The organism is Terrisporobacter hibernicus (assembly GCF_020809405.1).
Taxonomy (GTDB): Bacteria; Bacillota; Clostridia; order Peptostreptococcales; family Peptostreptococcaceae; genus Terrisporobacter; species Terrisporobacter petrolearius.
Genome location: NZ_CP081135.1, coordinates 2786927 through 2812755 on the forward strand (window position 1 = coordinate 2786927; position 25829 = coordinate 2812755).

The window sequence follows — 25829 nt, forward strand, 5'->3', positions numbered from 1 at the left end:
CATTAAATCAGCAAATATATAAAGCTAAATAATTTAGACCAAAATATTAAAATTTATTAAAAAGGGCAGGAAGTTATGAAGAAAAGAAAATTGTTTAATGTGTTAATTTTTTGTGGCATTTTTTTATGGATAATTCCATCCATGATATTTTATGAAGTGGACAAAAGGGTAGTATTATTTTATTTTGGATTTCATCTAATAGTATCTTTTTTATACTTAATACATTTTATTTATGTATATAAAAATAAGGAAAATGTAACATATGAAAATGTATTAATATATTTATCTATAGTGGGAGAGATAATAGTTCATGTGGCTACGTATGCATTTTTATTTATTTTAGGTCAACAAAATAGTTTGAAAATAATACCCATAATATTATTTTTTAGATTAATAATTGCTTTAGGTATTATTATTTTTCGTCAATTAAGTTACAAAGATGCAGATATAGACAAAAGAATAAAGGAACAAAATAGATTGAATAAAGAGTCCAATCATAAAAAAATAAAGAAGAAAAAGAATAGTAAATGGATTTATAGAATTTTATTACAGGATTTTAAAGCTAATATTAAAAATTATATAGTTTTTATAATAAGTGCAGTGTTGACAGTCACATATATTTATGGTTTTTTAGGAAACCTTTTCATTGTGCACAATATGCAACAAACTAGTATTGCATATATTACTGAAGGAATTACCTCAGTTGTAATAAATGCATTATTTGTTATTTCAATTGTAACAATATTAATTCAATTTTATTCACTTAAAAACTATATACAAAACAGAATGTATGATTTTAAGACCCTATTGCTATTAGGTATTAAAAAACAAGAAATATATAAAAGTATGAGATACTTACTAATTGTAAGTTTATTGATTTCTTATGTAATAGGTGCTGTTTTAGGTAATGGAATGATTTTTGTTTTTAGAAAAGTATATGAATTTTATTTACAAAATACTAATATACCAAGTGTAGATTTAGTACTTGTTACAGAGTTATCATTTATAGGATGTGTAGTCATATTAGGATTTATTATGGCAATAGTTCAAGATTTAGCTATTGAGGGTAGTATTACTAATATTTCATCTTCAGATATGGAAGAAAAACTTCCGAAATATAAAAAGATAATACTTATGTTGCCAATATTTCTTTTAGTATTATTTAAATTCTATTCAGATCCTCATTGGGCTGAATCAAAGTATATAATTTATCCTTGCATAATAATATTTGTAATATTTGTTTATTATGGATCAGGTTATATTCTTAATAAAATTAAAAATAGAAAATATTATTTGAAAAATATTTTACCACTTAACCTTGCACTTTATAAATCTAGAACCTATTTAAAAAATTCTTTAATATTATATACTTTACTTTTTATAATGTTTTTCACAAGTATTTTTCAAATAGCTACTTTATTTCCGTTAGAAACTAAAGAGCTTTATCCCTATGATTATGTATGTTTAGGTTATGAAAAGGATAAAAGTGAGCTTGAAAGTATAGATAATAAATTTGATGTAAAAAGTGAACTGTATCCTGTTGTAAGAGTTAGTGTACCAGGTGGAGAAGATGGTGGCTATGGAGATCTATATAAAACAATACCTATAGGACATCATCTTGGTATTTCTCAAAGCACTTATGAAAAGATAAGTGGCAAAGAATTGAATTTAAAAGATAAAGAAATTTATATTATATATCAAGAAGATAAATCAAATAAAGCTCATCCATTGGATTTTTATGCTATAAGATCTAAGCCGTTAATTAAAATAGGTGAGGCAGAAAACTATTATTTTGGATTAAGAAAGGTTGTATTTAGCAATGACTATAAGGTAGTTGGTGAAAAAAGAGAAATTCTATTTGGAAGATTGACAAATGTAATGTATGAAAATATAGTGGTTTTCTCTGATGATTATTTTAATAATAAACATAATACTAGTGATGGCATCAAGTATTTAATGACAGTTAAAAGCAATGTAAGTAATGATAAATCATTAGAAAGTTATATGAGTAATTATGGAAAAAACCATAAAGAAGAAAGTAATCTTGATAGCAATGTGAAGCATCTTTATAACTCAAAAGATTTAAATGATGGTTTTCAAGGCGAAAAAATATTTAAACTAATTATTAACATATCCATACTATTAACATTTGTAATTGCAAGTATAATAATTGTTTTTGTACATGCTTTTGGAAATATATCTTATTATAAAAATCGTTATCAATTGCTTAGTTATTTAGGAGAAAAGAAAAAGAAGTCCAACTCTATAATAATAAGAGAAATAACATCATTTGCTTTTTTACCATGTATATTAGCAATAGTAACTTCTTTAATAGTTGTTATAACCACAGTTTATATGCGTGGATTTACTTATTTAGAAATAATATCAAGCGGAAAAGTTTATATAAGTATTATGTTAGTTTTTCTAGTTATATATAGTATATCAACTTTTATTATATCTCATATTTTAATTAGAAACATTGGAGGGAAAAAGCCATGGAAATTATCAAAGTAGTTGACTTAAAAAAATCTTTTGGAAGTGTTGATGTATTAAGAGGATTAAACTTTCAAATAGAAGAAGGCGAAAGAATTGCAATTATGGGAAACTCTGGATGTGGGAAAACTACATTATTAAAAATATTAGGTCTTATAGATTGTTCTACATATGGAGAAGTTTATTATAAAGGTAAGGAAAGTAAAAGCTTATGTAGTGATGAAATTTCAGAAATTAGATTAAATGACATAGGATTTGTTTTTCAAGAATTTCGATTATTAGATAGCTTAACGGTTCAAGAAAATATCATGCTTCCCATGATAATAAATAAAGAGGAAGAAAATATTATGTTTGAAAAATGTAATTATTATGCTAAAAAAGTTGGAATAGAACATCTATTAAATAAAAAGCCATCTAATATTTCCGGTGGTGAGAAACAAAGAACAGCAATTTGTAGAGCCTTAATAAATGACCCAAGCATTATTTATGCTGATGAGCCTACAGGAAATTTAGACTCAAAAACAGGTAAAACCATAATAGATATTCTGATAAATACAAATGTTGAGCTTAAAAAAACTCTGATAATGGTAACCCATGATCCAGTTATAGCTAGCTACTGTAACAGGGTAATATGGCTAAAAGATGGAATGATTGCTCATGAAATTAGAGGAAATGATAAAGATAAACTATATGGTGAAATTATTGAAAAAATGAAAGAAATATAAGGTGAAAGTATATTTTAATTTATTAGGCTAGAGAAAACTCTCTAGTCTTTTATATTGGTAATAAATAGTAAAATAATATTCAAAATATGTTGACCTACGATATATGTCGTGTTACGATATAAATAAGCTAGATATATCGCATGGCGATATATCGTCATGCAACACAACAAAGGAAGGAATGATAATGGATGACAAAGAAGTATGAACCTTTAACAGAAAGCTATTACTATATTTTGCTTTGTTTATATAAAGGACCTAATCACGGTTATGGAATAATGCAAGATGCTATGAAATTTTCAGATAATAGGGTGAAAATAGGGTCGGGAACAATGTATACTGCAGTAAGCAAAATGATAAAAAAAGGGTGGATAAGAGATAGTATAACAGTAGATGACAGTGATGATAGAAGAAGAACATATGAAATAACAAAAGAAGGAACGGATATATTATATGGTGAAATAAAAAGACTTAAAGAGCTGCTAAATAGCGCAAAGTTGATAGAAGACAAGATATAAAAATAGGGGGATAATAAAAATGGGAAAAGAGTTAAAAAGATCATATAGATTATATACGGCTTGGAATTATGAAAAAGAAGAAGATTTTATAAATGAAAATAGTAATGATGGATGGCAACTTATAAAGGGAGGGTGTTTCCACAGTGTATATGAAAAAGATGATTCAAAAAAATATGTATATAAGATAGACTATAATCCAAAAACTATGAAGAAATTCATAGAGAATAGAAGATATATAGAAATGTTTGAAGATTTAGGATGGGAATATATTAACTCAACTTATAACGGTTGGAATTACTTTAGAAAAGAATACAATGAAAATAATGACGCTAGCGAATATGAAATATACACAGATCATACTTCTTACAAAGAAATGTTAGGGAGATGGTGTAAATTAGGTAAAGTTATATTTGTTGTAGAGCTTGTACTTGCTTTGATATATACATTTATTGCAATAAAACATATGGATATATTTATTGGAATTGAAGCAGTATTGTTCTGGGGAATTTTTCTATGGATAAAAAAAGGTCTTGATATAATGAATGAAAAAATGGAAGATAAATAAAAATTTTATTTGGGGATGATAAATATGAATAATAATAAAAAATACATTTGCATTGGATTAATTTTTAGTGGGACTTCATTTCTAATAAGTCAGCTTCATATATTTTATATTATTTTACCAGATTTTATTAAAGGATTTTTACAAGGGTTTTTAATAAGTTTAGGTTTAATATTAATACTATTTGGACTATACTGTGAGACTTATAATTTGGTAAAAATAAAAAATTATAAACATAAAATGTTAAATAAAATCTTTGGGAAATAGAATGTGGCATATAAAAAAGGAGGTTTATTACTCCTTTTTATATGTAATAATTATGGTAATATTTTCGTGACTAATAAGTTATTATAGATGTGGAAAAATAAATTTATATGAGATGTAAAAAAAATACATTGTAAAAATGTTGAAATTTGTAGAAATTAACGTTAAAAATATGTTAAAATATAAAAATAATTTCTTAGAAAGGTTACGATTATATTATGAAAAATACAAATTCCTATGCATTAGTATTCGGAGTATCAGTTTTTGATATTTGTGGATTTACGGATAATAATTATAGATGCAATGACTCTAACCCAGGTCAGGTGAAGACTTCTTTTGGAGGTGTTTGCAGAAACATAGCTGAATGTATGTCTAGAGTAGGAGTTAATACTAAGTTTATATCAATCTTAGGCGATGATGAAACTGGAAATAGAATGATAGAACATTCAAAGCTTATGAATTACGATATGAGTGATTCTTTAATTATAGAAGGTGGCCATACACCAACATATATGGCAATACTTAACCACCAAGGAGAGATGGTATCAGCAGTAGTAGATATGAAAATAATAGATAAATTTACTACTGAATTTATCGACTCTAAGGCAGAAACAATAAGAAATTCTGAATATATGATATTAGATTCAGATAGACCGGACATAGTAGAATATATACTTAAAAATTTTAGTGGAGAAACTAAATTCATATTAGATCCTGTATCTGCTGCAAAAGCAGAAGGTATAAAACATTTAATAAAATATTTCCACACTATAAAGCCAAACAGATATGAAGCTGAAATAATGTGCGGATTTAAAATTAAAAATGATGAAGATGTAAAAAAAGCTGGAAAATACTTTATTGATTTAGGAATAAAAAATGTATTTATTACATTAGATGAAGACGGAATATACTATAACAACGGAGTTGAAGAAGGTAAATTAAAAGCTAATGATGTTAAAGTTGTAAATGTGACAGGAGCCGGAGATTCTTTTGTTGCAGGAATAGCCTATGGATATATGGAAAATATTTCATTAATAGATACGCTTAAGTTTGCTATTTCCATGTCAACTATAACTATATCAACAGAAGAAACTATTCATACTGATATGTGCTATGATTTAGTTAAAAAATATGTTGATAATATACAATGGACTCATGTAAAATATAATAAATAATCTTTAAAATTAGAATCCTTCCATAATAATGGTTGGATTTTTTTAGTTATAGAATATGAGAATAAAGGAAAATCATTTGATCTTAACATAATATATATTTGAGAAAATTCATTACAAATTTGAGTTAGTAAATTTGTAAGAGAAAATAGTTAAAAAAGACTGTAGATATTATAATTATCTAGAGTCTTTTTTAACTAATGAGAATGCTGAATTTTTTTTTTCATAGTATTATTTTTCAACTCATCTTTAATATGTTTATCATGAAGATATTTGATATATATAATGGGAGATATTAAAAAAATACATAACATTAAGATTACAATAGCTAAAAGATAATAGTTACTGCTAAACAAAAGCGTAGGAAAGAATATGACACTACCAGCAAACCAAAGTATTCCACAAAATCTATGAGTTTTATGCCAAATAATATGATTTTCTAATGTATATTTATTTCTTATAGAAAAACTAGAGATTCTACTACAATTAGGTAAATAGTTACCATAAAAGCCAAATAGAAAGCAAATAGCACAAGCAAAAAAATTGTAAAAGTTAAAATTATTTAAGCAAGTCTCATAGTTTAAAGAAATATATATACTTGTATAAACTAAAATATTTAATATTATCAAAAAATAATAGTTGTTCCATCTTGTTATTTTATCTTCAGGTTCATAATTAAAACTTAAAAAAAAGAACTTAGGTTTAAAAATAACAAACAATAAAAAAATTATTATTGGAACAATAAATAATTCATTGTTACTTCCCCATCTATCGATAGTTCCATTCATCCAATAGTGAATAGGAATCTTGTTGGGGATTAAGGGGTATATATATAGGGTTATTAACAAAGGAAGCGTGCCAAATATATTATAAAAAGCCTTAACCATCGTGTTAATCTTTTCTACTTTCCTCATTATACTCGTCCTCTTTAATTAAAAATTTAGATTACTCTATATAATATTATATAGTGAAAAAGCTAATAGATGTGACTAAAATAAAAACTTTTATAAAATTTAGAATATTAAACCAATTATATTTGACATTGGTTATAATTTATATAATAAGTTTTGTTATTAAGGGAGATAGTATATGAAAAAATATAAATTAGGTCTTATTATTTCCATGTTAATTTGGGGTAGTATTGGTATGTTTGTTAAATATATTAATTTTACGTCTAGCCAAATAGCATTGGTAAGAGCAATTGTAGGAAGTATATTTTTGATAATTTTTAGTATGATATCAAAAGAAAGTTTATCCAAGGAAAAGATAAAATCAAATTTATTGGTATTAATATGTTGTGGAATATGCTTAGGCTTCAATTGGATTTTCTTATTTCAAGCTTATCACTACACAACTATTTCTACAGCAACAATTTGTTATTACTTAGCACCAATAATAGTCATGTTTTTATCACCATTTTTATTAAAAGAAAAACTAAACTCAGTAAAAGTTTCCTGTATAGTTGCAGCCATGATAGGAATGCTTTGTATTGTAGGAATTGATAAGAGTAGTATGGGGGAAAATAATATGGTTGGAATACTCTATGGCTTAAGTGCTGCATGCTTTTATACAGGTGTGGTAATATTAAATAAATTTTTAAAGGGGATTTCAGGTAGAGATAGTGCCATAGTACAGCTATCAGTATCAGCTATATTTCTGCTACCTTATGTAATTTTCACAGAAAAAATAAGTTTAGTAGGTGTTTCTAGTCAGTCAATAATTCTATTACTAGTACTAGGTGTAGTTCATACAGGAATAGCTTATTTGTTATATTTTACTGTTATTCAAAAAATAGAAAGTCAGACTGTGGCTATTTACTCCTATGTGGATCCCATTTCTGCAATATTTATGTCAACTATAATTTTAAATGAAAGTATGAGTTTATTACAAATTATTGGAGGAATATTAATATTAGGATCTACATTTATTAGTGAGGTGTATAGCAATAAAATAAAATCACAAGAATTTTTATTGGAGTCGGCTACTACTGAGGAAGAGTAATTGACACATTTTTTTCTTCATGATAAGATAAGACAAAATATTTAATACATATTTTGGAGGTCAATAAGTGAAGAAAGTATTTGGTATTATACTAATTAGTTTATGCACAATAATTATTATGACTGGATGTAATAAAAAAGTATCTAGTGAAAGTGCTGAAATACATAAAAATGAAGATTCTCAAGAAATAATTAAAATAATGGAAAATGTATATGTTGACTATATAAACGATATTTATTTAGATAGCAGCAAATATGTGGGCAAAACCATAGAACTAGAAGGTATGTTCACAAAATTGACAAATAAAGATAATAAAAATCATTTATATGTTTATAGATTAACTGATACAGTAGAACATAACCATGATGATGACTCTGGACATGAAGATGAAGAGCATAAAGAAGTTGAAACTATGTGCGGATTAGAATTTGACTATGATGGGGATTTGCCAAAAGAAAATAATTGGATACAAGTTTTAGGTAAGTTAGAAGAGGAAGATGGAAATTTAGTTATTAAGGCAGATTCTGTAAAGATAATGGAAAACAGAGGAATGGAAAAAGTAAAGCAATTTTATTAAAAGAAAAGTCCTATATTATTTATAGGACTTTTTATTGATTATTTTTCTTTATTAAAATTCCATTCATAATAAAACTCATCCAAATAAATTTCCATAAATCTATGTCTTTCTTCAGCAATTTGTTTAGCAGTATCTGTGTTTATTAAATCTTTAAGCTTAAGTAATTTTTCATAGAAATGATTTATTGTGTGGTTATCAAGATTTTTTACTTCATCTAGGTTTTGAAAATTTTTAGGTTTAATATGAGGATCATACATTGATCTATTTTTACTACCACCATATGTAAAAGCTCTTGCTATGCCTATGGCACCCATAGCATCTAATCTATCCGCATCTTGAACAATTTTGCCTTCTAGATTGTTTTGATAAGAATTTACTACACCGCCTTTATAGGACGTGGTGGTGATTATATTTATTATTTTATAAATAGACTCTTCATCAACAGGAATGGATTTTAAAAAGCTTTCTGTTGTTTTATTATTATTGCTAAATTTCCAATCATCAATATCATGAAGTAGAGAAGCCATTTTAATAATGAATTCATCTCCCCCCTCCTTTTCACAAATATAAGTAGCCAAATTATAAACTCTTTTTATATGAAACCAATCATGGCCAGAGCCTTCTTTATATAATTTATTTTTTATAAATGATTTGGTTTCTTTCAATATTACGTCTTTATCCATTTAACCATCCTTCAATTTCAATTTTATGTAAAGCATAAATTTATTATAATATAAATTATGCTCTTACATACATTTTTTCACAAACAAGAGAAAAATATGTAATTAAAAAGGAGCAAGGTCATAATTATTTTCCTTTGCTCCTTATAAAGAGGTAAAATGGTAATATCTATTTATTAAACTTGCTCTTTATCCAGTCGATAAAATTACTACTAGAACTTTCACTGTTATCAACTTTTTTTGAATCATCATTTTTAGTATCAGAAGCTTGTTCTTTATTGGAATCTTCAGCTTTTACTTTCATTACAAATTTTACACTACCATCCATGCTATCACTTATACCAGTAAAGTTATCATATTCTTTAGCAGTGTCTATTAATTTGTCTCTAACTTCCATAGCTCCATCTAAAGAACTTATTAAAGAATCACCTTCTTTAGCAAGTTTATTTAAACCTTCATTTTGAAGCTTTTTAGCGCCTGAATATAATTGGTCAGTACCACTAGATAATGTTCCTATTCCAGTTGAAATTTTGTCAGAATTGCTAGAAAGTTCAGAGGAACCATTCTTTAATGTACCCACTCCGTCAGCCAAAGCTTTACCGCTAGATTCTAATAGAGAAGTACCGTTAGCTAGAGTCTTACTACCAGAGTAAGCATCAAAAGCCCCTTTAGCAAGCATAGAAGAACCTTTAGCAAGACTAGAAGTACCAGATGTTAAGCTAGCACTACCAGAGTAAGCATCAGAAGCACCTTTAGCAAGCATAGAAGAACCTTTAGCAAGACTAGAAGTACCAGATGTTAAGCTAGCACTACCAGAGTAAGCATCAGAAGCACCTTTAGCAAGTTTAGAAGAACCACTTGCCAAATTTGAACTACCATCACTTAGGGTTTTTAGTCCACTAGAAACAGAGTTAGAACCTTTGCTTACTTCTCCTAAACCAGTTTTTAAATCCGATAATCCACTATTAAGATTACTCAAACCAGAAGAAAGTTTTTTAGCACCAGCTACTGCAGAATTAATCCCTTTTGCTAAAGATTTTAGACCGCTTTCTTGTTTATCAGCTAAATCATTTAATCCCTTGGCAATGCTATTTAAGCCATCGGCAGCACTACTAATACTTGAAGATTGTTTACTAAGTGAATCACTAATTTCTTGTACATTAGCTAATGTTTTTTTATCACCATTTTCAGATGCTCTAGTAGCTATAGATGAAAGGTTAGATTGAATCTTGCTGCTACTTCCAGCATTTAATTTAGAAGCAATGTCCTCTATTTTTGAAGCAAGAGTTCTAATTACATTTGTAGAAGATATTAAGTCATTTACTCCGCTAGAACCATCGCTTAATCCTTCTTCTAAATTGTCAGCACCAGCTTGTAGTTGTTTAGCCCCTTTTTGTAACTCACTAGCACCGCTATATGAAGAATTAATACCTTTATCTAATGCAGAATAGTTACTATTTAATTTAGAAGCACCATCACTAACTTGTTTAGCACCACTACTTAAGTCTTTAGAAGAAGAACTTAAAGTACCAAGTCCACTAGATAGAGAAGAAGCTCCATCACTAACTTGTTTAGCACCACTATTTAAATCTTTAGAAGAAGAACTTAAAGTACTAAGCCCACTAGATAAACTAGAAGCGCCAGAATTAACTTTATTAACACCATTACTTAAGTCCTTTGAAGAAGAGCTTAAAGTATTAAGACCACTAGATAAACTTTGAGCTCCATTATTTAATTCAGGTAATTTACTTACAAGTTGAGAAGCGCCATTATTAAGAGTAGTTATACCATTATCTAATGTTTTAACTCCGTTATTAAATTTTTTATAATTAGTATCTAAAGTATTAGCACCATTACTAACTTGTTTAGCACCATCTACTAAGCTTTTACCACCGTCTTGTAATTTATCCAAAGAATGTTTTAAATCACCAAAGCTAGTATCATCATCTATATCTTCTAGATATTTTGATACATCACTTGTAGCGGCAATCATTATATTTGGAGTTTCAAAAGAAGTAGTATTTCCTTCGATAACAACCTCATCTTTTAAATCAAGATAACTAGAGAACTTACTGTCTAAATCAAGAGATTCTTTGAAACCTGGTATAGATACAAATGTAATAGCGCAATTACTTCCTTCATCTAATAAAGCCCCTGTGCTTGTTTTTATATCTTTAAAATTATCTCTATTTAAAACAATTTCTGAAGCAGTTATAAAAGGAACATAAATAGTTCTGTTTTTTCCATTTATAGTTACTTGACGGCTTTCATTATTTTTTAAGGATAAAGTGATTTTAAATTGACCACTTTTACCTTGAATATCTTGAGGATCTATTTCTTTGCCATTTAATTCATATTTAATATCTACATTAATAGGTAAATTCTTGCTAGTTTCACCTTGATAATATAAATCATCGTCTTTAACATCCCAAGTTATTTTGTCTCCACTAATTTCAGGTTTTTCATCGCCTTTAACATTTTTTATATTACTTAGAGAACTTACATCATGGATAGTTCCAAGAGAAGATGAACTATTAATCCAAGCCGATACTATATTTTTATTAACATTACCATTTTCATCTAAGATAGAGTATACGGTTTCATCTTTACTTATATTGTTATCAGCAAAAACACAAGATGAATTACCAAGCATAAGTACTATAGTTGCAAGAGCAACAGATTTATTTTTTATTTCTTTATTATTCATTTTAATAAACCCCCTATTAATTAATTAGTTTCTTCACATAATTCTTTTTTAGTTATAAAATTTTTACTAGTTTTAATAACTATTCCTTCAAATAATAATAATATTGCAGGAAGTATAAAAATAATTATAAACATACTAACTATGGCACCTCTTGCCATTAGAGTGCAAAGAGCACTAATCATATCAAGCTTTGAAATTAATCCTACACCAACAGTAGCGCCAAAGAATGATAGAGCACTAGTTATAATAGAAGGAGCACTTCCTTTTATTGAGCGTTCCATAGCTTCGAATTTTTCATATCCTTCATTTCTTTCCTCTCTAAACCTAGAAGTAAGAAGTATAGCGTAGTCAATAGTAGCTCCCAGTTGTATAGTACCAAGAACTATAGAGGCTATAAATGGTTCTACATTTCCGGTATAATAAGGAATACCTAAATTAAGGAATATAGCACACTGTATAGTAGCAACCAGTATTACTGGAAGTGATGCTGATTTAAATAATAAAGCAATAATAATGAATATAGCAATAATAGAGGCAGCGCTTACTTTTTTGAAATCTGTGTCTGCAATTTTTATTAAGTCTAAAGTAAGAGGTGCTTCACCACCTACAAGTCCTTCACTATCATATTCATGAACTATTTTATTTAATTTTTCAATCTGAGCATTACATTTATCCGTAGCTGCTTTATATTTTGAGTTGACTAGTATTTGTTCATAACCATTAGATTTTACTTCGCTTAAAATATCGTCAGGTAAGAAATCTTGATAAACCCTTGGGCCTATATATTTTTCAAGTCCAATAACAGAAGTAATACCGTCTAAATTTTCAATTTCCTTAATCATTTTACTTAAATCATTTGGAGAAACACTATCTTTTACTAATATAAAATTAGTACTTTCCATACTGTAATCAGTTTTCATTTTGTTTGTAGCAATAATTGAAGGAAAATTACTTGGTAAACTTTCATCTAAATTATAGTAGACATTAGCATTTTTATATCCAAAATAAGATGGAATAAATATTATTACAAATAAGATAGCTAATTTCTTATAATTCTTGACTATAATTTTAGATACTTTATTAAACTTTGGCATTACTGTTCTATGTTTATATTTTTCAATTTGTTTGTCAAACACAAGTATGAAAGAAGGTAGTATAGTAATAGTACTAAGAACACCAATTAAAACTCCTTTTGCCATTACTAGACCTATATCTTTTCCAAAGCCTAACTCCATAGTACATAGAGCTAAAAAACCTGCTATGGTAGTAACAGAGCCACCAGCAACAGATATAAAGGTATTTTTTATGGCACTTGCCATAGCACTTTTTTTATCCTTTGGGCACTTGATTTTTTCTTCTTCGTATCGATGCAATAAGAATATTGAATAATCCATAGTAACACCTAGTTGTAATACAGCAGCTAAGGCTTTTGTTATATAAGAAATTTCTCCAAATATAATGTTTGAGCCAAAGTTATATATTACGGCCATACCAATACTTGTTAAGAAAATTATTGGTATAACAGAGGATTCTAAAGTAAGAAAAAGAATGACTAGAATTAAAATACTTGCTGCTAGTATATATAAAGGAACTTCTTTGTCGGCTAAATCCTTGGTATCTTTAAGAATTCCACACATACCACTTAAAAAAGCTTGCTTTCCTGCAATGCTTCTTATAGAAGATACGGCATTTTGAGTTTTTATATCCCCAGTAGCTTTTTCCATTTTTACTATCATCATCGTAGATTTATCCCCGTTGTATAGAAAATCAGTCATATCTTTTGGTAAAATTTCTTTAGGTACTGATAAATCCATAAAATCATCTACCCATAGCACATCAGCTACACCATCAACCTGAGCAATCTTGTCCTTAACCTTAGAAACGTCTTTATCATCCATATTTTCTACAATTAACATGGCTAGAGTACCACAACCAAAATCATCTTTTAAAAGTTTTTCGGCCTTTGTAGTAGAAATATTGTCTGGCAAATAACTTAAGATATCATAATTAATATTTGTGTTAAAATAACCAAACGCAGATGGAATTAATAAGATTACTGCCAGTAGTAAGATTAACTTACTGTGATTTGCAATTTTTTCTGCAATTCTTTCCATATTTACCCCTCCAAAATATTAGCACGTTTAGGCGCGCCCAAATTTATAACAAAATTATAGGGCGCGCCCAATACTATGTCAACTGTTTTTGTTAAAATTTTCTAATTAGTTTAAAATAAAAAAAGATGAACAACTTTACATTGTTCATCTTAAAATTCAAAATAGTGGAATTTTGCAATTATGTCATTATAATCAAATTTTTTTGCCTCTACCATTGCTTTATCAACGATTTCATTCACTTGTTTATGATCTATGATATTAAGCAATAGTAAACGAGTAGAGGTAATACTTCTTACAATTGAATCTATGTCAAAGTCCTCTTCACCGTGATAATATCTTTTTAATAATTCACATTCCCCTGCATACCCAATAGTAACACTAAAACATATATCTTTTTCTTTTATATCGTAATTCATATCTTCAGCCTTTTTCTTGCACAAATCTATTAAAATATTTTGAGCAGCTCTTCTTACAATTTCTATATTAGAACCTTGTAGGTAAATTCTAAATAATTTTTCATTTAAAACTAAAGTATAGGTATAAACACATTGTATTGTAGCATAGCTTAATAATACTTCTGTTTTATCATCGCTACTTTCTATAACATCATCATAAATTTTATTTAAGATTTGTTTAAAAATATGGATTAAAATATCTTCCTTTTTTCTGAAGTAATAATATAAATGACCTCTTCCTATTCCACACTGTTCAGCAATTTGTCTAATAGTTGTTTTATCATAGCCTTGATTTAAAAATAACCCTGTAGATATTTTTAATATATTTTTCTCCATATCACTTATGGTTTGCGTTTTTAATTCATTCATATTAAGACTCCCTTTTAATTAGAATTTATTTAACACTATTATAATACTATATTCTAATTTGGAAAGTTTTTTTTATTTAAATAAAATATTAATTAATATTTAAATAAAAGTAAAAAAATAAGTTACCTAAAATGATTGTCATTATAGGTAACTTTATAAATTAATTTGTAACAGGCGCCACGTAAGTTCTATTTGCTAACTCATCATCAAGCATATAAAGAGCGGCTGGATTATTTTCGCATCTTTTTACTTTTTTTAGTAAAGAGTTAAAGTTATTTTCTTCTTCTACTTGTTCATCAATAAACCATTTTAAGAAACTCATAGTAGCGTGTTCTCTTTCTTCGGTAGCTATATCAGTAATAGCGTAGATTCTACTTGTTACCATTCTTTCATGCTCTAAACCAGTTTCAAATACATCTACCATGTTATCATATTCTTTTTTAGGTTGTTCTACTTCCCCAAGGATCACTTTACCACCTTTTTGGAATACATAATCATATAACTTCATAGCATGATCTAACTCTTCTTTTGCTTGAACTCTAAAAAAATTAGCAAATCCACTTAAGTCAGAAGACTCACAAAATGCAGACATTGCTAAATAAGTATATGAAGAATAGAATTCAAAAGTTATTTGATCATTTAAACTTTTTTCTAGCTTTTCACTTAACATATTTACACCTCTTAATATAATATTTTAACTACTATCATTTTAACATAGCTTATGGAATATTTTGGCCATAAAAATAATTTATATTAAGAAAATAGTATTATTGAAAAGAAAAAATATGGATATAAACAAAAATTTGGTTAAAAATGATAAGTATGTTTTTTTATAGTATAATTATATCTAAATAGAAAAGGGGTTGAAAAAATGAAAATAATAATTGATGATAAAATTAATGAAAAATGCAACAAGGTGGCGATCGGTTCTATTGAAGCTTATGTTAGAGTAACAGAAAATAATGAAAAATTATGGAACATAATTGATGAAAAAGCAAAGGAAATAGAAAATAGTGTACCTGTTAAAACAATTAATACAATAAAAAATATTGCAAACTCTAGAGCTGCTTATAAATCTTTTGGAAAAGATCCATCTAGATATAGATTATCTTCTGAGGCACTATATAGAAGAATAGCCAGAGGGATTGGTTTATACAGAGTTAATAATGTGGTAGACATAAATAATTTAATTTCTTTAAACTCTGCATACTCTGTGGGAACTTATGATTTAGATAAGATAAGTGGAGATATACATTTTACAATTGCTGAGGAAGGCGAAACTTATGCAGGTATAGGTAAGGGAGAATTGAATATTTCTAATTTACCAGTATTTTATGATGATAAAGGAAAGTTTGGTAGCACAACTTCAGATTCTATAAGAGCTATGATAACCACAGATTCTAAGCATATTTTAATGAATATAATTTCATTTAATGGTGAAGAAGAGTTAGATAAATATATGGATGAGGCTTGTGAATATTTAGAAAAATATGCTGATGGAAAAATTTTATGTAAAGAAATAAATAAATGGTAATATAATTAAATAAAAATAATTATTTTTCCAAAGGATATGGAGAAATTTTAAGAATGGAGATGAGTAGATTGAAAAAAATTCAAAAGCCTAAGATAAATGTTAATTTAGAAGTAATAAACACTGTAGACCAGTTATTAGAATTAATAGAGGAAGATGAAAAAATTTGTGATAAGTTGATTGAAAATATTGATATTCCAACTATGGATGAGTCTAGGTTATCTTTTGATAGTTGTGTTTTTAAAAATGTGAATTTCGACAATTGTATATTTAGATATATAGACTTATTAGATGTTATATTTGACAAATGTGATCTATCAAATATAGATTTTTCAGAAGGAAGTATATTTAGAACTGAATTTGTAAATTGCAAGATGTTAGGGTGCAAAATTGAAGATGCACATTTAAAAGATTGCTTATTTAAAAATATTTTAGGTGATTACAGTAGTTTTGCTTTCAGTAAATTAAATAAGGTAAGCTTAGAAGGCTCATCTTTTGCTTCAAGTGTATTTATGGAAGTAAAAAATAAATGTTTGAACTTCGATGATTGTGATTTTAAAAAGACAGTCTTTACAAGAACATATTTAGAAGGTGTAAATTTATCTAACTGTGAGATTGATGGAATAGAAATTGGAATACCTGAACTATATAAAGCTAAAGTAAATGCTAGTCAAGGATTAGAATTGGTAAGACTAATAGGATTAATTATAGAATAAACTATAGGAATACATAATAAAATTCTTGAATATAGTCGATTTTTGTTTTAATATATTGTATAAACAATTATGTACAAAGATCTTATTCTTAAGGAGAATGTATGATGAACAAGACTATGAATACTGGCAACAGGTTTTTAGATAGCTTTAAGAGAATATTAGTAAGATTTAAAGAAGCTGGATTTGGCATAGGATTTATAAAAAATTTACCTAAAGTTGCAGACTATTTTAGTGATAGAAATGTATCTTTTTTAGGAAAAGCAAAAGTATTTTTTTCTTTTGTAGCCACACTAATATACTTTGTATTTTCTATAGATGTGATTCCAGAGGCATTGTTTGGGCCATTAGGTTTTTTTGATGATGCCTTCATGATAATATGGGCAATAGGTATAATTCATGAGGAACTGTCCAAGTATAAGGGTCCTCAAGATCCATATGAGAGAAGTGGCAAAAAAATATATAAAGACCCAAATATAATAGATGATGCTAGCTATAGCATTAAAGATGAAGAATAAAGCCAGTTTTACACTGGCTTTTTTATTGTAATTTCCAGCTACTTTAATTTTAGGGATATAAGTTGGCATAACTGTATGTGTTACAAAGTAGATATATTAGAAAAGTGAAAAAATTATTATATATTAGATAATTTGCACATTATTACATTATACATTGCTTTATTTCGGCAAAAACATACAAAAATTTAGTTTTTCCATAAATTTTATTTTGCGAAAAATATTAATATTTGAGTAATTAGATTTCATAAAATTATTTGTATAATAGAAAAAATGCAATTGAAAAAAATATAACTTAAGGCTATATTTATATTTAAATAAAAAGACATTAGGGAGGATAATAACATGGAAAATAGAAAAATTTTATTTTTCGATATTGATGAAACTTTGCTTTCTCACAAAACGTTTACAATACCAGAAAGTACAAAGAATGCACTTAAAAAAGCAAAAGAAAAAGGCCATTTGATTTTTATAAATACAGGAAGGACAAAATCATTAATTGGTGATGATATAAAGGAACTAGGTTTTGATGGATATGTTTGTGGATGCGGGACTTATATAGAAGTTAACAATGAAGTACTTTATGTTAACAGAGTAAATAAAGAAAAGTATAACGTTATACTAGATTCATTAAAAAAATATGAGCTAAATGCTGTTTTAGAAGGTGAAGAAGCTATATATGTTGACGAAAATGCAGAAGATGACTTTTTATTGTCTAATCTAAGAAAACAAAACTACCCAGTAAAGGCATATGATTTAGAAAATATGACATTTAATAAGATGTTTATTAGGTATGATGATAACAAATATATAGATGATTTCTGTGAAGAAATAAAAGAAATATTTGATTACATAGATCATGGAAAAGGAACGAGAGAATTAATACCCAAAGGACATTCAAAAGGAAGTGGGATAGATTTTTTAATCAATTATTTTAATATAAATAAAGAAAATACATTTGCTTTTGGAGACAGCAACAATGATATACCAATGTTAGAAAGTGCCTCCAATAGTATAGTTATGGGAAATGGCAATCCAGATTTGTTTAAAAAAGCTACATTTGTAACAAAACATATAGATGAAGATGGAATAGAACATGCAATGAAATATTTTGATATTATTGATTAAATATAAACTCTATTTACTTTAAATATATTTTTTTAGATTAATAAAGTAGTACTACTTTAATTGACAGAACTTAAGTTAAATGATAGACTCCTTTATAAATACAGATAATTAAATGATAAAAGTAATTTATTAGGGTTAAGGTTATGATTTTTTCAAGATTGAGGGAATAAATTTAAAACTAAAATGTCAGTTTGCTTGATTTTTTGTTTTTAGTAAGGGGTGTAACAAAATGAATGTTTTGGTTATTTCGGAATCAGATATTATTATTGGGGTAGTAGAAGAGATACTAAATAATAGTGAAGATGAAATTGAAGTTATTTCTGTGAAAAAATTAGAACTTATTTGCAATATGCAATACGATAATATTGAAATGATAATAATAGATATAAGGAATGACTATTTGGAATTATTAAGTTTTGTAGAATCTATAAAGTCTATCAATAATCAAATAAAAGTTATTGTGTTGGATATTAGAAAAAGAGGGGCTATTTTTAAGAGAGCTTTAAAAAATGGTGTGGAAGGTTATGTTGCAGACATACCTGACAAAAACGATTTTTCTTCTATTTTACATAGCGTAATAAAAGGTAAAAAGTACTATGATTTAGATTTACTTGAAAAGTTGTTTGAGCACGAAGAAAAACATAGTAGAAATAAGTTAACTAAAAGGGAAGATGAAGTTTTGCAGTTAATTGGAGATGGATGTAATAACAAAGAAATTGGAAGTAAATTATATATTACAGAATGTACAGTTAAAAAGCATGTTAGTAATATTTTTGTAAAGCTAAATCTTCGAAACAGAAAAGAAGCAATTTCATATGTGAAGTTACAAAGTAAAGAATAAAAATATTTATATGGTATTACTTCCAGTAGTACTACCATGCTAATACAAAAAGACTAGACTATGTTTTAGTCTTTTTTTTTATATAATTTTATATAGAACAAAATATAGCAATTTTGATAACATCTTGTAAATATTTCACTGATAAAATTTAAAAGGGGGATGGGTTTTATGAAAAAACTCAAAGGGAAATTTTTATCCCTAGTGATGTCTTTAGTACTTGTATTTAATGTGTTGTGTCCAGTATTTGCAAGTGGTGAGAATCAAACCAATAAAAAGTTAGGCTATCTTGAGGGAAAAACTCCTCAAGGGTATATAACTCTAAGTATAGAAAAATTTACACTTGGACTAGGTTATATACAAGAGCCTGTTATAGTTCCTTATTATGAAGGTGATAATGGCGCTAAGGTTGTAGATAGAGTTCTTGGGTCAGAAAACTATAAAGCAACAGGAGATATTGAAAATACTTTCTATATTTCTGGTGTAAAAGACGATGACTATAGAACAGAAAATATACCAACATATATTTTAGAAAGATTATCAAGTGATCCTACTTCAAGAAAAAAAGATGGATGGTTATGTGCATTTGACTATACTCAAATGTCTGGATGGATGTATACAGTAGCCAATGAATTTCCAAATGTGGGGGTGTCTGGATATGAGCCCCAAAATGGAGATGTAATGAGATGGCAATTTACTGTATATGGATATGGCGAAGATTTAGGTGCATCTTGGGGTTCGATTAAAACAGCAAATAAAGATAAATTAACAACAGCAGTTGCAAAAATAAATAGTGGAGACAATAAATTATCATTATTAAGTAATATAAAAGTAAGAAAAGCTTATGATAAAGCCAATAATGTATTAACAAATATGGAAAGTACGCAAGATGAAGTAGATAATGCATTGAAATCGTTGGAAAGTTCCCTTAAACAATTGGGTGCAAATGATAATATAAATAAACCATCACCATCAGTTGAGGAAGCGATAAGTTCAACTGGAAAACTTATGATAAATACAGTTCCAAAACCGGATTTTGGGACAGGTGGAGGAGAATGGACAGTTCTTTCTCTTGCAAGAGGAAATATCAGCGTTCCCAAAAATTATTATGGAGACTATTACAAAAGAATAGAAGAAAAAGTAAAAAGTGTAGATGGTGTGTTAGACAAGAGAAAATATACAGAGTATTCAAGATTAATATTGGCATTATCTTCTATAGATAAGGACGCAAGAGATGTAGCTGGATATAATATGGTTGCTCCTTTGGCAGATTACCAACAAGTTATATGGCAAGGGATTAATGGACCTGTTTTTGCACTTATAGCTTTAGACTCTAGAGATTATAACATACCAACGGTGCAAGAAGGTAAAGAACAAGCTACAAGAGATAAATATATTGATTATATATTAAGTAAAGAGATAAAGACTGGTACTAATGAAGCAGGAGGATGGGCATTAACTGGAACTACACCAGATCCAGATATAACAGCTATGGCACTACAAGCCCTAGCACCATATAAAGATAATGAAAAAGTAGCTCCTTTTATAGAAAGAGCATTAACTAAGCTTTCTAATATACAAAAAGAAAATGGTGGTTATGCAAGTTGGGGAACTGTAAATAGTGAAAGCATAGCTCAAGTTATAGTTGCTTTGTGTGAACTAGGCATAGATCCAACAACAGATGTAAGATTTATAAAAGAGAAAAACTGGTTATTAACAGCAATTATGGAATATTACTGTGAAGGTGGGGGATTTAAGCACACATTAAGTGGTACAGTAAATGGAATGGCTACAGATCAAGCAATGTATGCACTTGTGGCGTATCAAAGATTTTTACAAGGAAAAAATAGCCTTTATGATATGACAGATGTAATTTCTATGTCACTAAGTGATGTGACTTTGCAAAAGAATGAAAGTAAGAAACTAGAATTAAAGATAAATGGAGGGTTAACACCTAAAGATATATACTGGTCTACAGATGATGATAAAATAGCAACAGTTTCTCAAGATGGAACTATAGAAGGCATGGGTGTAGGTACTACTAAAGTACATGCCTACGTAAATGGTCAAGATATATCTTGTAATGTAAATGTTCAATCGAAACTTACTGGGGTAAAAATTAGTAAAACTGAATTATCTTTAGATTTAGATAAAACTTATACATTAATTGCTACTGCTGATCCAGTAGATGCTATGGGAGATGCTACTGCAATATGGAAATCAGAGGACGAATCAATTGCAAAGGTTGATAAAAACGGATTGGTAGCAGCAGTTGGAGCAGGAAGAACAAATATAGTAGCACAAATAGGAGAATTTACTGCTAAATGTAGCGTTACAGTAAATATACCTATAACAAAAGTTACTATAAATCCAAGTACAGCTAAAATATCTGTAAATAAAACTATAAAACTTTCTGCAATTACAGAACCAGATAATTCAACAGTAGATAAAACAGTTACTTGGACAACTTCTAGTAATTCAATAGCAACGGTAGATAAAAATGGTGTAGTAACTGGCAAAAAAGCTGGAAATACAAATATATATGGTAAAGTCGGTGGAAAATCTGCTTACTGTAAAGTAACTGTTATAAGTGAAGATGAAGAAACAGTAAGTTCTGTTATAGAAAAAATCAATAAAATAGGAGACGTTACTTTAAACAACAAAGAAGAAATTGAAGAAATAAGAAATGCATATAATTCTTTAACAGATGAACAAAAAAAATATGTCACTAATTTAAATAAATTACTTAACGCTGAAGAAACAATAAGTAAATTAGAAATAGAAAAAGTAAAAACTATTATTTCAAAAATACCAGATGAAATAACTTTGAATGATGAAGATGCAATAAAAGAAGCAAGAAAAGCATATGATTCATTAAAAAAAGAGCAACAAGAACTACTAAATACTGATATGACAAACAATATAAGTAAAATAAAAAATGCAGAAAATACAATTATTAGTATAAAAGCAGTTAATAAAGCATTTGTAGATAATGTTGTAAAAGCTATTAATAGTATTAATTTGAGTAATGGGTATAGTGATAAAAATAAAACGGACATATTATCAGCAAAATCAATGTATGACTCATTAAGCGAAGATCAAAAACTACTAATAGATAACTCAACAGTGTTAAAGTTAAATAAATGCATAGAAGAAATTAAGGATTTGGAAATAAATAACTTTGTAAGTTTGGTTGAAAAAATTCAAAGACCAGCATTAGAGAAAGATATGGAAAATGTAGTAATTGCAATAAGCGCACATGGGAATATGGATAATAGTGTGAAAAATAATAATAAGGTGAAAACTGCAAAAGCTATGCTTGACGAAATAGTACTAGAAATAGGAAAAGACAATGTAAATAAAGAAAATGCTTCAATGCTTGCAAAGGAATTTGCAGATTTACAACTACCTTTAAAATACGATAGAAGTACTGTTGAAAAAGCTAAGATGTTAATAAATAGATATGAGTCGTTAAATTCTAAATCTAAAAAATACTTTGATGCAAATAGTTCTGCAAAAGAATCTTATAACAAAGTCATAACCAATTTAGAATTAATTAAAAAAGCTGATGAATTTGACAATAAAGTAAAAGATGCTTCTTTAATAGTTACTAATAAAAAACAATTGGAAGAAGGAAAGTTACTTTTAAGTGACTTTAAAAAACTTAGTAAGGAAGTACAAGATTATATATTAACAGATGATAAAATAAATAATTTAAAAGACTTAGTATTAAAAGGTGAATCAGATTTAAAAGGGGCTACTAAGGTAGATGAATTAATAAGTAAAATACCATCAAAAATAACAGAAAATGATTACGAGCAAATAAGAGAAGTAAAATCAGCTTATGATAAATTAAGTAATGAACAAAAAAATTATGTGGAAAAAATAGACAGGTTAAATAGTGCAGTAAGTCAACTAAAAGTTAAGTTTGATAATAACATGACTATAAATAATATTAAATACAATGCAACTATAATTAAAGGTAAAGGACAAGGTGGTGCTAAAGTACAAGCTTATGTTGGAAATAAACTAATAGGATCTTCAACAGTTTTAGCTGATGGAACTTATTCTATAAAAATATCAAAGCAAGCAGGAGGAACAAAAATTACTGTAAAGATGATTAAGGATGGGTACATATCACAAAAACTATCAAAAACAGTATTAAAGCAAATAAAAACTTTTACAGTAAATAGAATAAAACCAAAGGATAAATTAGTAACAGGAAAAGGTATGTCAGGAGCTATAGTTAGAGTATATTCAAATAATAAAGAAATAGGAAAAGCAACAGTAGATAAAAATGGTAAATACTCTGTTAAAATACCTACTCAAAAACTATATTCTAAAATAAATATTAAAATTTCAAAATCAGGATATTATACACAAGGAAAAACTACAACAGTTTTAAAAGTGTTCTCTAAAAAACTTATTGCAAATTCAATTAAATCAACATCAACAAAAATTAGTGGAAAAGGTGAACCTGGAGCAACTATTAGAGTTTATGTAAATGAAAAACAAATAGGTAAATCAGTTAGAGTTAGTAAAAATAGTACTTATTCAATAAACATACCAAAACAAAAGAAAAATACTAAAATAACTATAAAAATGAGTAAAACAGCCACAGCAAGTGTAGATAAAGATAGAGTTGTAAAATAATTAAATGTCATCAAATAATTTTATTTAATATAAAATTTACCCTTTTTAATAAATCCTCCATATATGGAGGATTTATTTATATAAATAGTAGCAAGGGTAAGTAGTACTACTAAAGTAACTTTAGTGTAATCTTATTGTTAATTTATTGATAAGAAATGTGTGAATAACTATAATCAAATGAGTAGTTAGAAAACTTTTATTAAGGGGTGATTTCATGAAAAGATTAGAATCTAAAATAGGTAGAATGTTATCAGTATTAATGGCATTTATTTTAACTTTTGTTATGTGTTTTTCTATGCCACAAAGTGCTGAAGCAGCTTCTGTTCCAAAGGGATACGTTACAGTTAGTATGGAAAAATTCACTTTAGGACTTGGTTATATTGTAGAACCAGTAAGAGTTCCCATATATGAGGGAGATACTGGTGCAAAAATTATAACTAGACTAATGGATGAAAATTTGGGAAAAGGAAGCTATAAACATACTGGAAGCATAGGGGACCAATCAGGTGTAGTAGGACAAACATTTTACTTAGCAAGTGTAAAAGACAGAGATAAAAGAGAGGCTAAAATACCAAAATATATTTTAGATGTGTGTGATGAGCCCTATGGAAGAAATGAAAAAGACTGGTTAGGTGAGTTTGATTATACATTTATGTCAGGCTGGATGTATGCTGTAAATAATTGGTTTCCTAATTATGGATCAGGACAATACAAATTAAAAGATGGAGATGTAATGAGATGGCAATATACTGTTTGGGGGTATGGCGCAGATTTAGGATCAACATTTATGTCTGGTGATAGCGGTACAGATGCATTGGTAAATGCAGCAAATAAAGACAAGTTAACTACAGCTATTGCTAAAATAAATAGCTCAGATAAAAAGGAATATATTTTACAAGATAAAGATGTAAAATTAGCTTATGATAATGGGTACAAAGTATTACAAAATATGGAATCTAAACAAGATAAAGTAGATGATACTTTGACTACTTTAAATAAAGCCTTGGTTAATGTTGAAATTCCTAAAACATTATCTGTTAGTACAATATCAAATCAAGAATATACAGGAAAAGAAATAAAACCATTGGTAACAGTAAAAGATGGAAGTGAAAAATTAAAATCAGGTACAGATTATACATTATCCTATAGCAATAATAAAAAAGTAGGAACAGCTAAAGTAAAAGTAATAGGTAAAAATAATTATAAAAAACTTGGAAAGGAAGTAACATTTAAAATTTTACCAAGGAAAGTAAAAAATGTAAAAGCTTCTGCAACAACTTCATCAGTTAAACTTACTTGGGACAAAGTACCCCAAGCCAGTGGATACAGAATTTACAGATACAATTCTAAAACTAAATCTTATGACCATATTTCTACTATAAGCAAGAACAGCACTACTTCATATACAAATTCAAAAAGAAGTCCTGTAACAAGTTATTCTTATAAAGTAAGGGCATATACAACAGATAGTAAAAAGACTTATTATGGCAATTTTAGTGATGTAAAAAAAATAACTACAAAACCATCAACTCCAAGTATTAAATTAAGAGCAGGAAGTAAAAAAATTAAAGTATCTTGGAATAAGATAACAAATGCAAGTGGATATGAAGTTTATAGAGCAACTAGTAAATCTGGAAAATATTCAAAAATAAATACAATAACTAAGGGGTCTACATTATCATATACAAATAGTAAACTTACCAAAAAGAAAGCATATTATTATAAAGTTAGATCCTATAAAACTATTGATGGAAATAAAGTTTATAGTTCATTCAGCACTGTAAAATATACAAAAGTAAAATAATTAGATTACAAGG

21 protein-coding genes are annotated in these 25829 nt (G+C 27.6%); 15 read left to right on the forward strand and 6 right to left on the reverse strand.

The features are described from left to right. Nucleotides 1-75 precede the first annotated feature (75 nt). The 6 genes from JW646_RS13550 (at nucleotide 76) to JW646_RS13575 (ending at nucleotide 5734) form a co-directional block, all read left to right on the forward strand. Nucleotides 76-2514 (forward strand): FtsX-like permease family protein, encoded by a 2439-nt coding sequence (locus JW646_RS13550; RefSeq protein ID WP_228415441.1) that lies wholly within the window; start codon nucleotides 76-78, stop codon nucleotides 2512-2514. After that, nucleotides 2496-3218: an ABC transporter ATP-binding protein gene (locus tag JW646_RS13555; protein WP_074914992.1), complete on the forward strand. Its 723-nt coding sequence runs from the start codon at nucleotides 2496-2498 to the stop codon at nucleotides 3216-3218. Before JW646_RS13550 ends, JW646_RS13555 begins: the two co-directional genes overlap by 19 nt. A 188-nt stretch (nucleotides 3219-3406) precedes the next feature. Further along, a complete protein-coding gene (locus JW646_RS13560) occupies nucleotides 3407-3733 on the forward strand; it encodes a PadR family transcriptional regulator (RefSeq protein ID WP_074914994.1) in 327 nt (108 codons plus the stop codon). Nucleotides 3734-3752: 19 nt separating this feature from the next. Next, nucleotides 3753-4298 carry a DUF2812 domain-containing protein gene (locus tag JW646_RS13565; RefSeq protein WP_074914996.1) on the forward strand — a complete coding sequence of 182 codons (546 nt, stop codon included), beginning with the start codon at nucleotides 3753-3755 and terminating at the stop codon, nucleotides 4296-4298. 24 nt (nucleotides 4299-4322) lie between these two features. Next, nucleotides 4323-4562, forward strand: a complete 240-nt coding sequence (locus JW646_RS13570) for a hypothetical protein (protein WP_148556161.1) — start codon at nucleotides 4323-4325, stop codon at nucleotides 4560-4562. A gap of 215 nt (nucleotides 4563-4777) precedes the next feature. Further along, nucleotides 4778-5734, forward strand: a complete 957-nt coding sequence (locus tag JW646_RS13575; protein WP_206924163.1) for a carbohydrate kinase family protein — start codon at nucleotides 4778-4780, stop codon at nucleotides 5732-5734. A gap of 194 nt (nucleotides 5735-5928) precedes the next feature. On the opposite strand, the gene JW646_RS13580 is transcribed toward JW646_RS13575, so the two are convergent. Beyond that, nucleotides 5929-6645 carry a DUF1648 domain-containing protein gene (locus JW646_RS13580; RefSeq protein ID WP_228415442.1) on the reverse strand — a complete coding sequence of 239 codons (717 nt, stop codon included), beginning with the start codon at nucleotides 6643-6645 and terminating at the stop codon, nucleotides 5929-5931. Between the two features lie 175 nt (nucleotides 6646-6820). Here JW646_RS13580 and JW646_RS13585 point away from each other — a divergent pair, with 175 nt between their 5' ends. Both JW646_RS13585 and JW646_RS13590 read left to right on the forward strand, forming a co-directional pair. After that, nucleotides 6821-7732 (forward strand): DMT family transporter, encoded by a 912-nt coding sequence (locus tag JW646_RS13585; RefSeq protein ID WP_228415443.1) that lies wholly within the window; start codon nucleotides 6821-6823, stop codon nucleotides 7730-7732. A gap of 67 nt (nucleotides 7733-7799) precedes the next feature. After that, on the forward strand, nucleotides 7800-8309 hold the full coding sequence (locus JW646_RS13590; protein ID WP_228415444.1) for a TIGR03943 family putative permease subunit: 510 nt from the start codon (nucleotides 7800-7802) through the stop codon (nucleotides 8307-8309). Nucleotides 8310-8347: 38 nt separating this feature from the next. Here the strand turns inward: JW646_RS13590 and JW646_RS13595 are convergent, their stop codons facing one another. The 5 genes from JW646_RS13595 to JW646_RS13615 all read right to left on the reverse strand — a co-directional run bounded on the left by JW646_RS13595 (nucleotide 8348) and on the right by JW646_RS13615 (nucleotide 15304). Then, nucleotides 8348-8992: an HD domain-containing protein gene (locus JW646_RS13595; protein ID WP_228415445.1), complete on the reverse strand. Its 645-nt coding sequence runs from the start codon at nucleotides 8990-8992 to the stop codon at nucleotides 8348-8350. Nucleotides 8993-9158: 166 nt separating this feature from the next. Then, nucleotides 9159-11696, reverse strand: coding sequence for a YhgE/Pip domain-containing protein (locus tag JW646_RS13600; protein ID WP_228415446.1), 2538 nt, complete (start codon nucleotides 11694-11696; stop codon nucleotides 9159-9161). 20 nt (nucleotides 11697-11716) lie between these two features. Next, nucleotides 11717-13810 (reverse strand): efflux RND transporter permease subunit, encoded by a 2094-nt coding sequence (locus JW646_RS13605; protein WP_228415447.1) that lies wholly within the window; start codon nucleotides 13808-13810, stop codon nucleotides 11717-11719. A 149-nt stretch (nucleotides 13811-13959) separates the two neighbouring features. Next, nucleotides 13960-14634 (reverse strand): TetR/AcrR family transcriptional regulator, encoded by a 675-nt coding sequence (locus tag JW646_RS13610; RefSeq protein ID WP_074915015.1) that lies wholly within the window; start codon nucleotides 14632-14634, stop codon nucleotides 13960-13962. Between the two features lie 160 nt (nucleotides 14635-14794). Continuing rightward, nucleotides 14795-15304, reverse strand: coding sequence for a ferritin (locus tag JW646_RS13615; RefSeq protein WP_074915017.1), 510 nt, complete (start codon nucleotides 15302-15304; stop codon nucleotides 14795-14797). A gap of 201 nt (nucleotides 15305-15505) precedes the next feature. Between JW646_RS13615 and JW646_RS13620 the strand changes: the two genes are divergently transcribed. From JW646_RS13620 to JW646_RS13650, 7 genes are all read left to right on the forward strand, one after another. Further along, nucleotides 15506-16168 (forward strand): B3/B4 domain-containing protein, encoded by a 663-nt coding sequence (locus JW646_RS13620; RefSeq protein WP_074915019.1) that lies wholly within the window; start codon nucleotides 15506-15508, stop codon nucleotides 16166-16168. Between the two features lie 59 nt (nucleotides 16169-16227). After that, nucleotides 16228-16881, forward strand: a complete 654-nt coding sequence (locus JW646_RS13625) for a pentapeptide repeat-containing protein (protein WP_074918970.1) — start codon at nucleotides 16228-16230, stop codon at nucleotides 16879-16881. 101 nt (nucleotides 16882-16982) lie between these two features. Further along, on the forward strand, nucleotides 16983-17396 hold the full coding sequence (locus JW646_RS13630; RefSeq protein ID WP_083399231.1) for a YkvA family protein: 414 nt from the start codon (nucleotides 16983-16985) through the stop codon (nucleotides 17394-17396). Between the two features lie 342 nt (nucleotides 17397-17738). After that, nucleotides 17739-18521 (forward strand): Cof-type HAD-IIB family hydrolase, encoded by a 783-nt coding sequence (locus tag JW646_RS13635; RefSeq protein ID WP_074915025.1) that lies wholly within the window; start codon nucleotides 17739-17741, stop codon nucleotides 18519-18521. Nucleotides 18522-18750: 229 nt separating this feature from the next. Continuing rightward, entirely contained in the window at nucleotides 18751-19362 is a 612-nt protein-coding gene (locus JW646_RS13640) for a helix-turn-helix transcriptional regulator (protein ID WP_074915027.1), read from the forward strand. A 168-nt stretch (nucleotides 19363-19530) separates the two neighbouring features. Then, nucleotides 19531-24012: an Ig-like domain-containing protein gene (locus JW646_RS13645; RefSeq protein WP_228415448.1), complete on the forward strand. Its 4482-nt coding sequence runs from the start codon at nucleotides 19531-19533 to the stop codon at nucleotides 24010-24012. Between the two features lie 214 nt (nucleotides 24013-24226). Next, a complete protein-coding gene (locus tag JW646_RS13650; RefSeq protein ID WP_228415449.1) occupies nucleotides 24227-25816 on the forward strand; it encodes a DUF4430 domain-containing protein in 1590 nt (529 codons plus the stop codon). The last annotated feature ends 13 nt before the right edge of the window (nucleotides 25817-25829 follow it).

Bases quoted from the DNA above. Each gene is read 5' to 3' on its own strand.
- JW646_RS13575 (WP_206924163.1), top strand. From the start codon at position 4,778: ATGAAAAATACAAATTCCTATGCATTAGTATTCGGAGTATCAGTTTTT.
- JW646_RS13610 (WP_074915015.1), bottom strand. From the start codon at position 14,634: ATGAATGAATTAAAAACGCAAACCATAAGTGATATGGAGAAAAATATA.
- JW646_RS13640 (WP_074915027.1), top strand. From the start codon at position 18,751: ATGAATGTTTTGGTTATTTCGGAATCAGATATTATTATTGGGGTAGTA.
- JW646_RS13645 (WP_228415448.1), top strand. From the start codon at position 19,531: ATGAAAAAACTCAAAGGGAAATTTTTATCCCTAGTGATGTCTTTAGTA.
- JW646_RS13565 (WP_074914996.1), top strand. From the start codon at position 3,753: ATGGGAAAAGAGTTAAAAAGATCATATAGATTATATACGGCTTGGAAT.
- JW646_RS13550 (WP_228415441.1), top strand. From the start codon at position 76: ATGAAGAAAAGAAAATTGTTTAATGTGTTAATTTTTTGTGGCATTTTT.
- JW646_RS13595 (WP_228415445.1), bottom strand. From the start codon at position 8,992: ATGGATAAAGACGTAATATTGAAAGAAACCAAATCATTTATAAAAAAT.
- JW646_RS13580 (WP_228415442.1), bottom strand. From the start codon at position 6,645: ATGAGGAAAGTAGAAAAGATTAACACGATGGTTAAGGCTTTTTATAAT.
- JW646_RS13615 (WP_074915017.1), bottom strand. From the start codon at position 15,304: ATGTTAAGTGAAAAGCTAGAAAAAAGTTTAAATGATCAAATAACTTTT.
- JW646_RS13560 (WP_074914994.1), top strand. From the start codon at position 3,407: ATGACAAAGAAGTATGAACCTTTAACAGAAAGCTATTACTATATTTTG.
- JW646_RS13650 (WP_228415449.1), top strand. From the start codon at position 24,227: ATGAAAAGATTAGAATCTAAAATAGGTAGAATGTTATCAGTATTAATG.
- JW646_RS13620 (WP_074915019.1), top strand. From the start codon at position 15,506: ATGAAAATAATAATTGATGATAAAATTAATGAAAAATGCAACAAGGTG.
- JW646_RS13585 (WP_228415443.1), top strand. From the start codon at position 6,821: ATGAAAAAATATAAATTAGGTCTTATTATTTCCATGTTAATTTGGGGT.
- JW646_RS13605 (WP_228415447.1), bottom strand. From the start codon at position 13,810: ATGGAAAGAATTGCAGAAAAAATTGCAAATCACAGTAAGTTAATCTTA.
- JW646_RS13555 (WP_074914992.1), top strand. From the start codon at position 2,496: ATGGAAATTATCAAAGTAGTTGACTTAAAAAAATCTTTTGGAAGTGTT.
- JW646_RS13635 (WP_074915025.1), top strand. From the start codon at position 17,739: ATGGAAAATAGAAAAATTTTATTTTTCGATATTGATGAAACTTTGCTT.
- JW646_RS13625 (WP_074918970.1), top strand. From the start codon at position 16,228: ATGAGTAGATTGAAAAAAATTCAAAAGCCTAAGATAAATGTTAATTTA.
- JW646_RS13570 (WP_148556161.1), top strand. From the start codon at position 4,323: ATGAATAATAATAAAAAATACATTTGCATTGGATTAATTTTTAGTGGG.
- JW646_RS13630 (WP_083399231.1), top strand. From the start codon at position 16,983: ATGATGAACAAGACTATGAATACTGGCAACAGGTTTTTAGATAGCTTT.
- JW646_RS13600 (WP_228415446.1), bottom strand. From the start codon at position 11,696: ATGAATAATAAAGAAATAAAAAATAAATCTGTTGCTCTTGCAACTATA.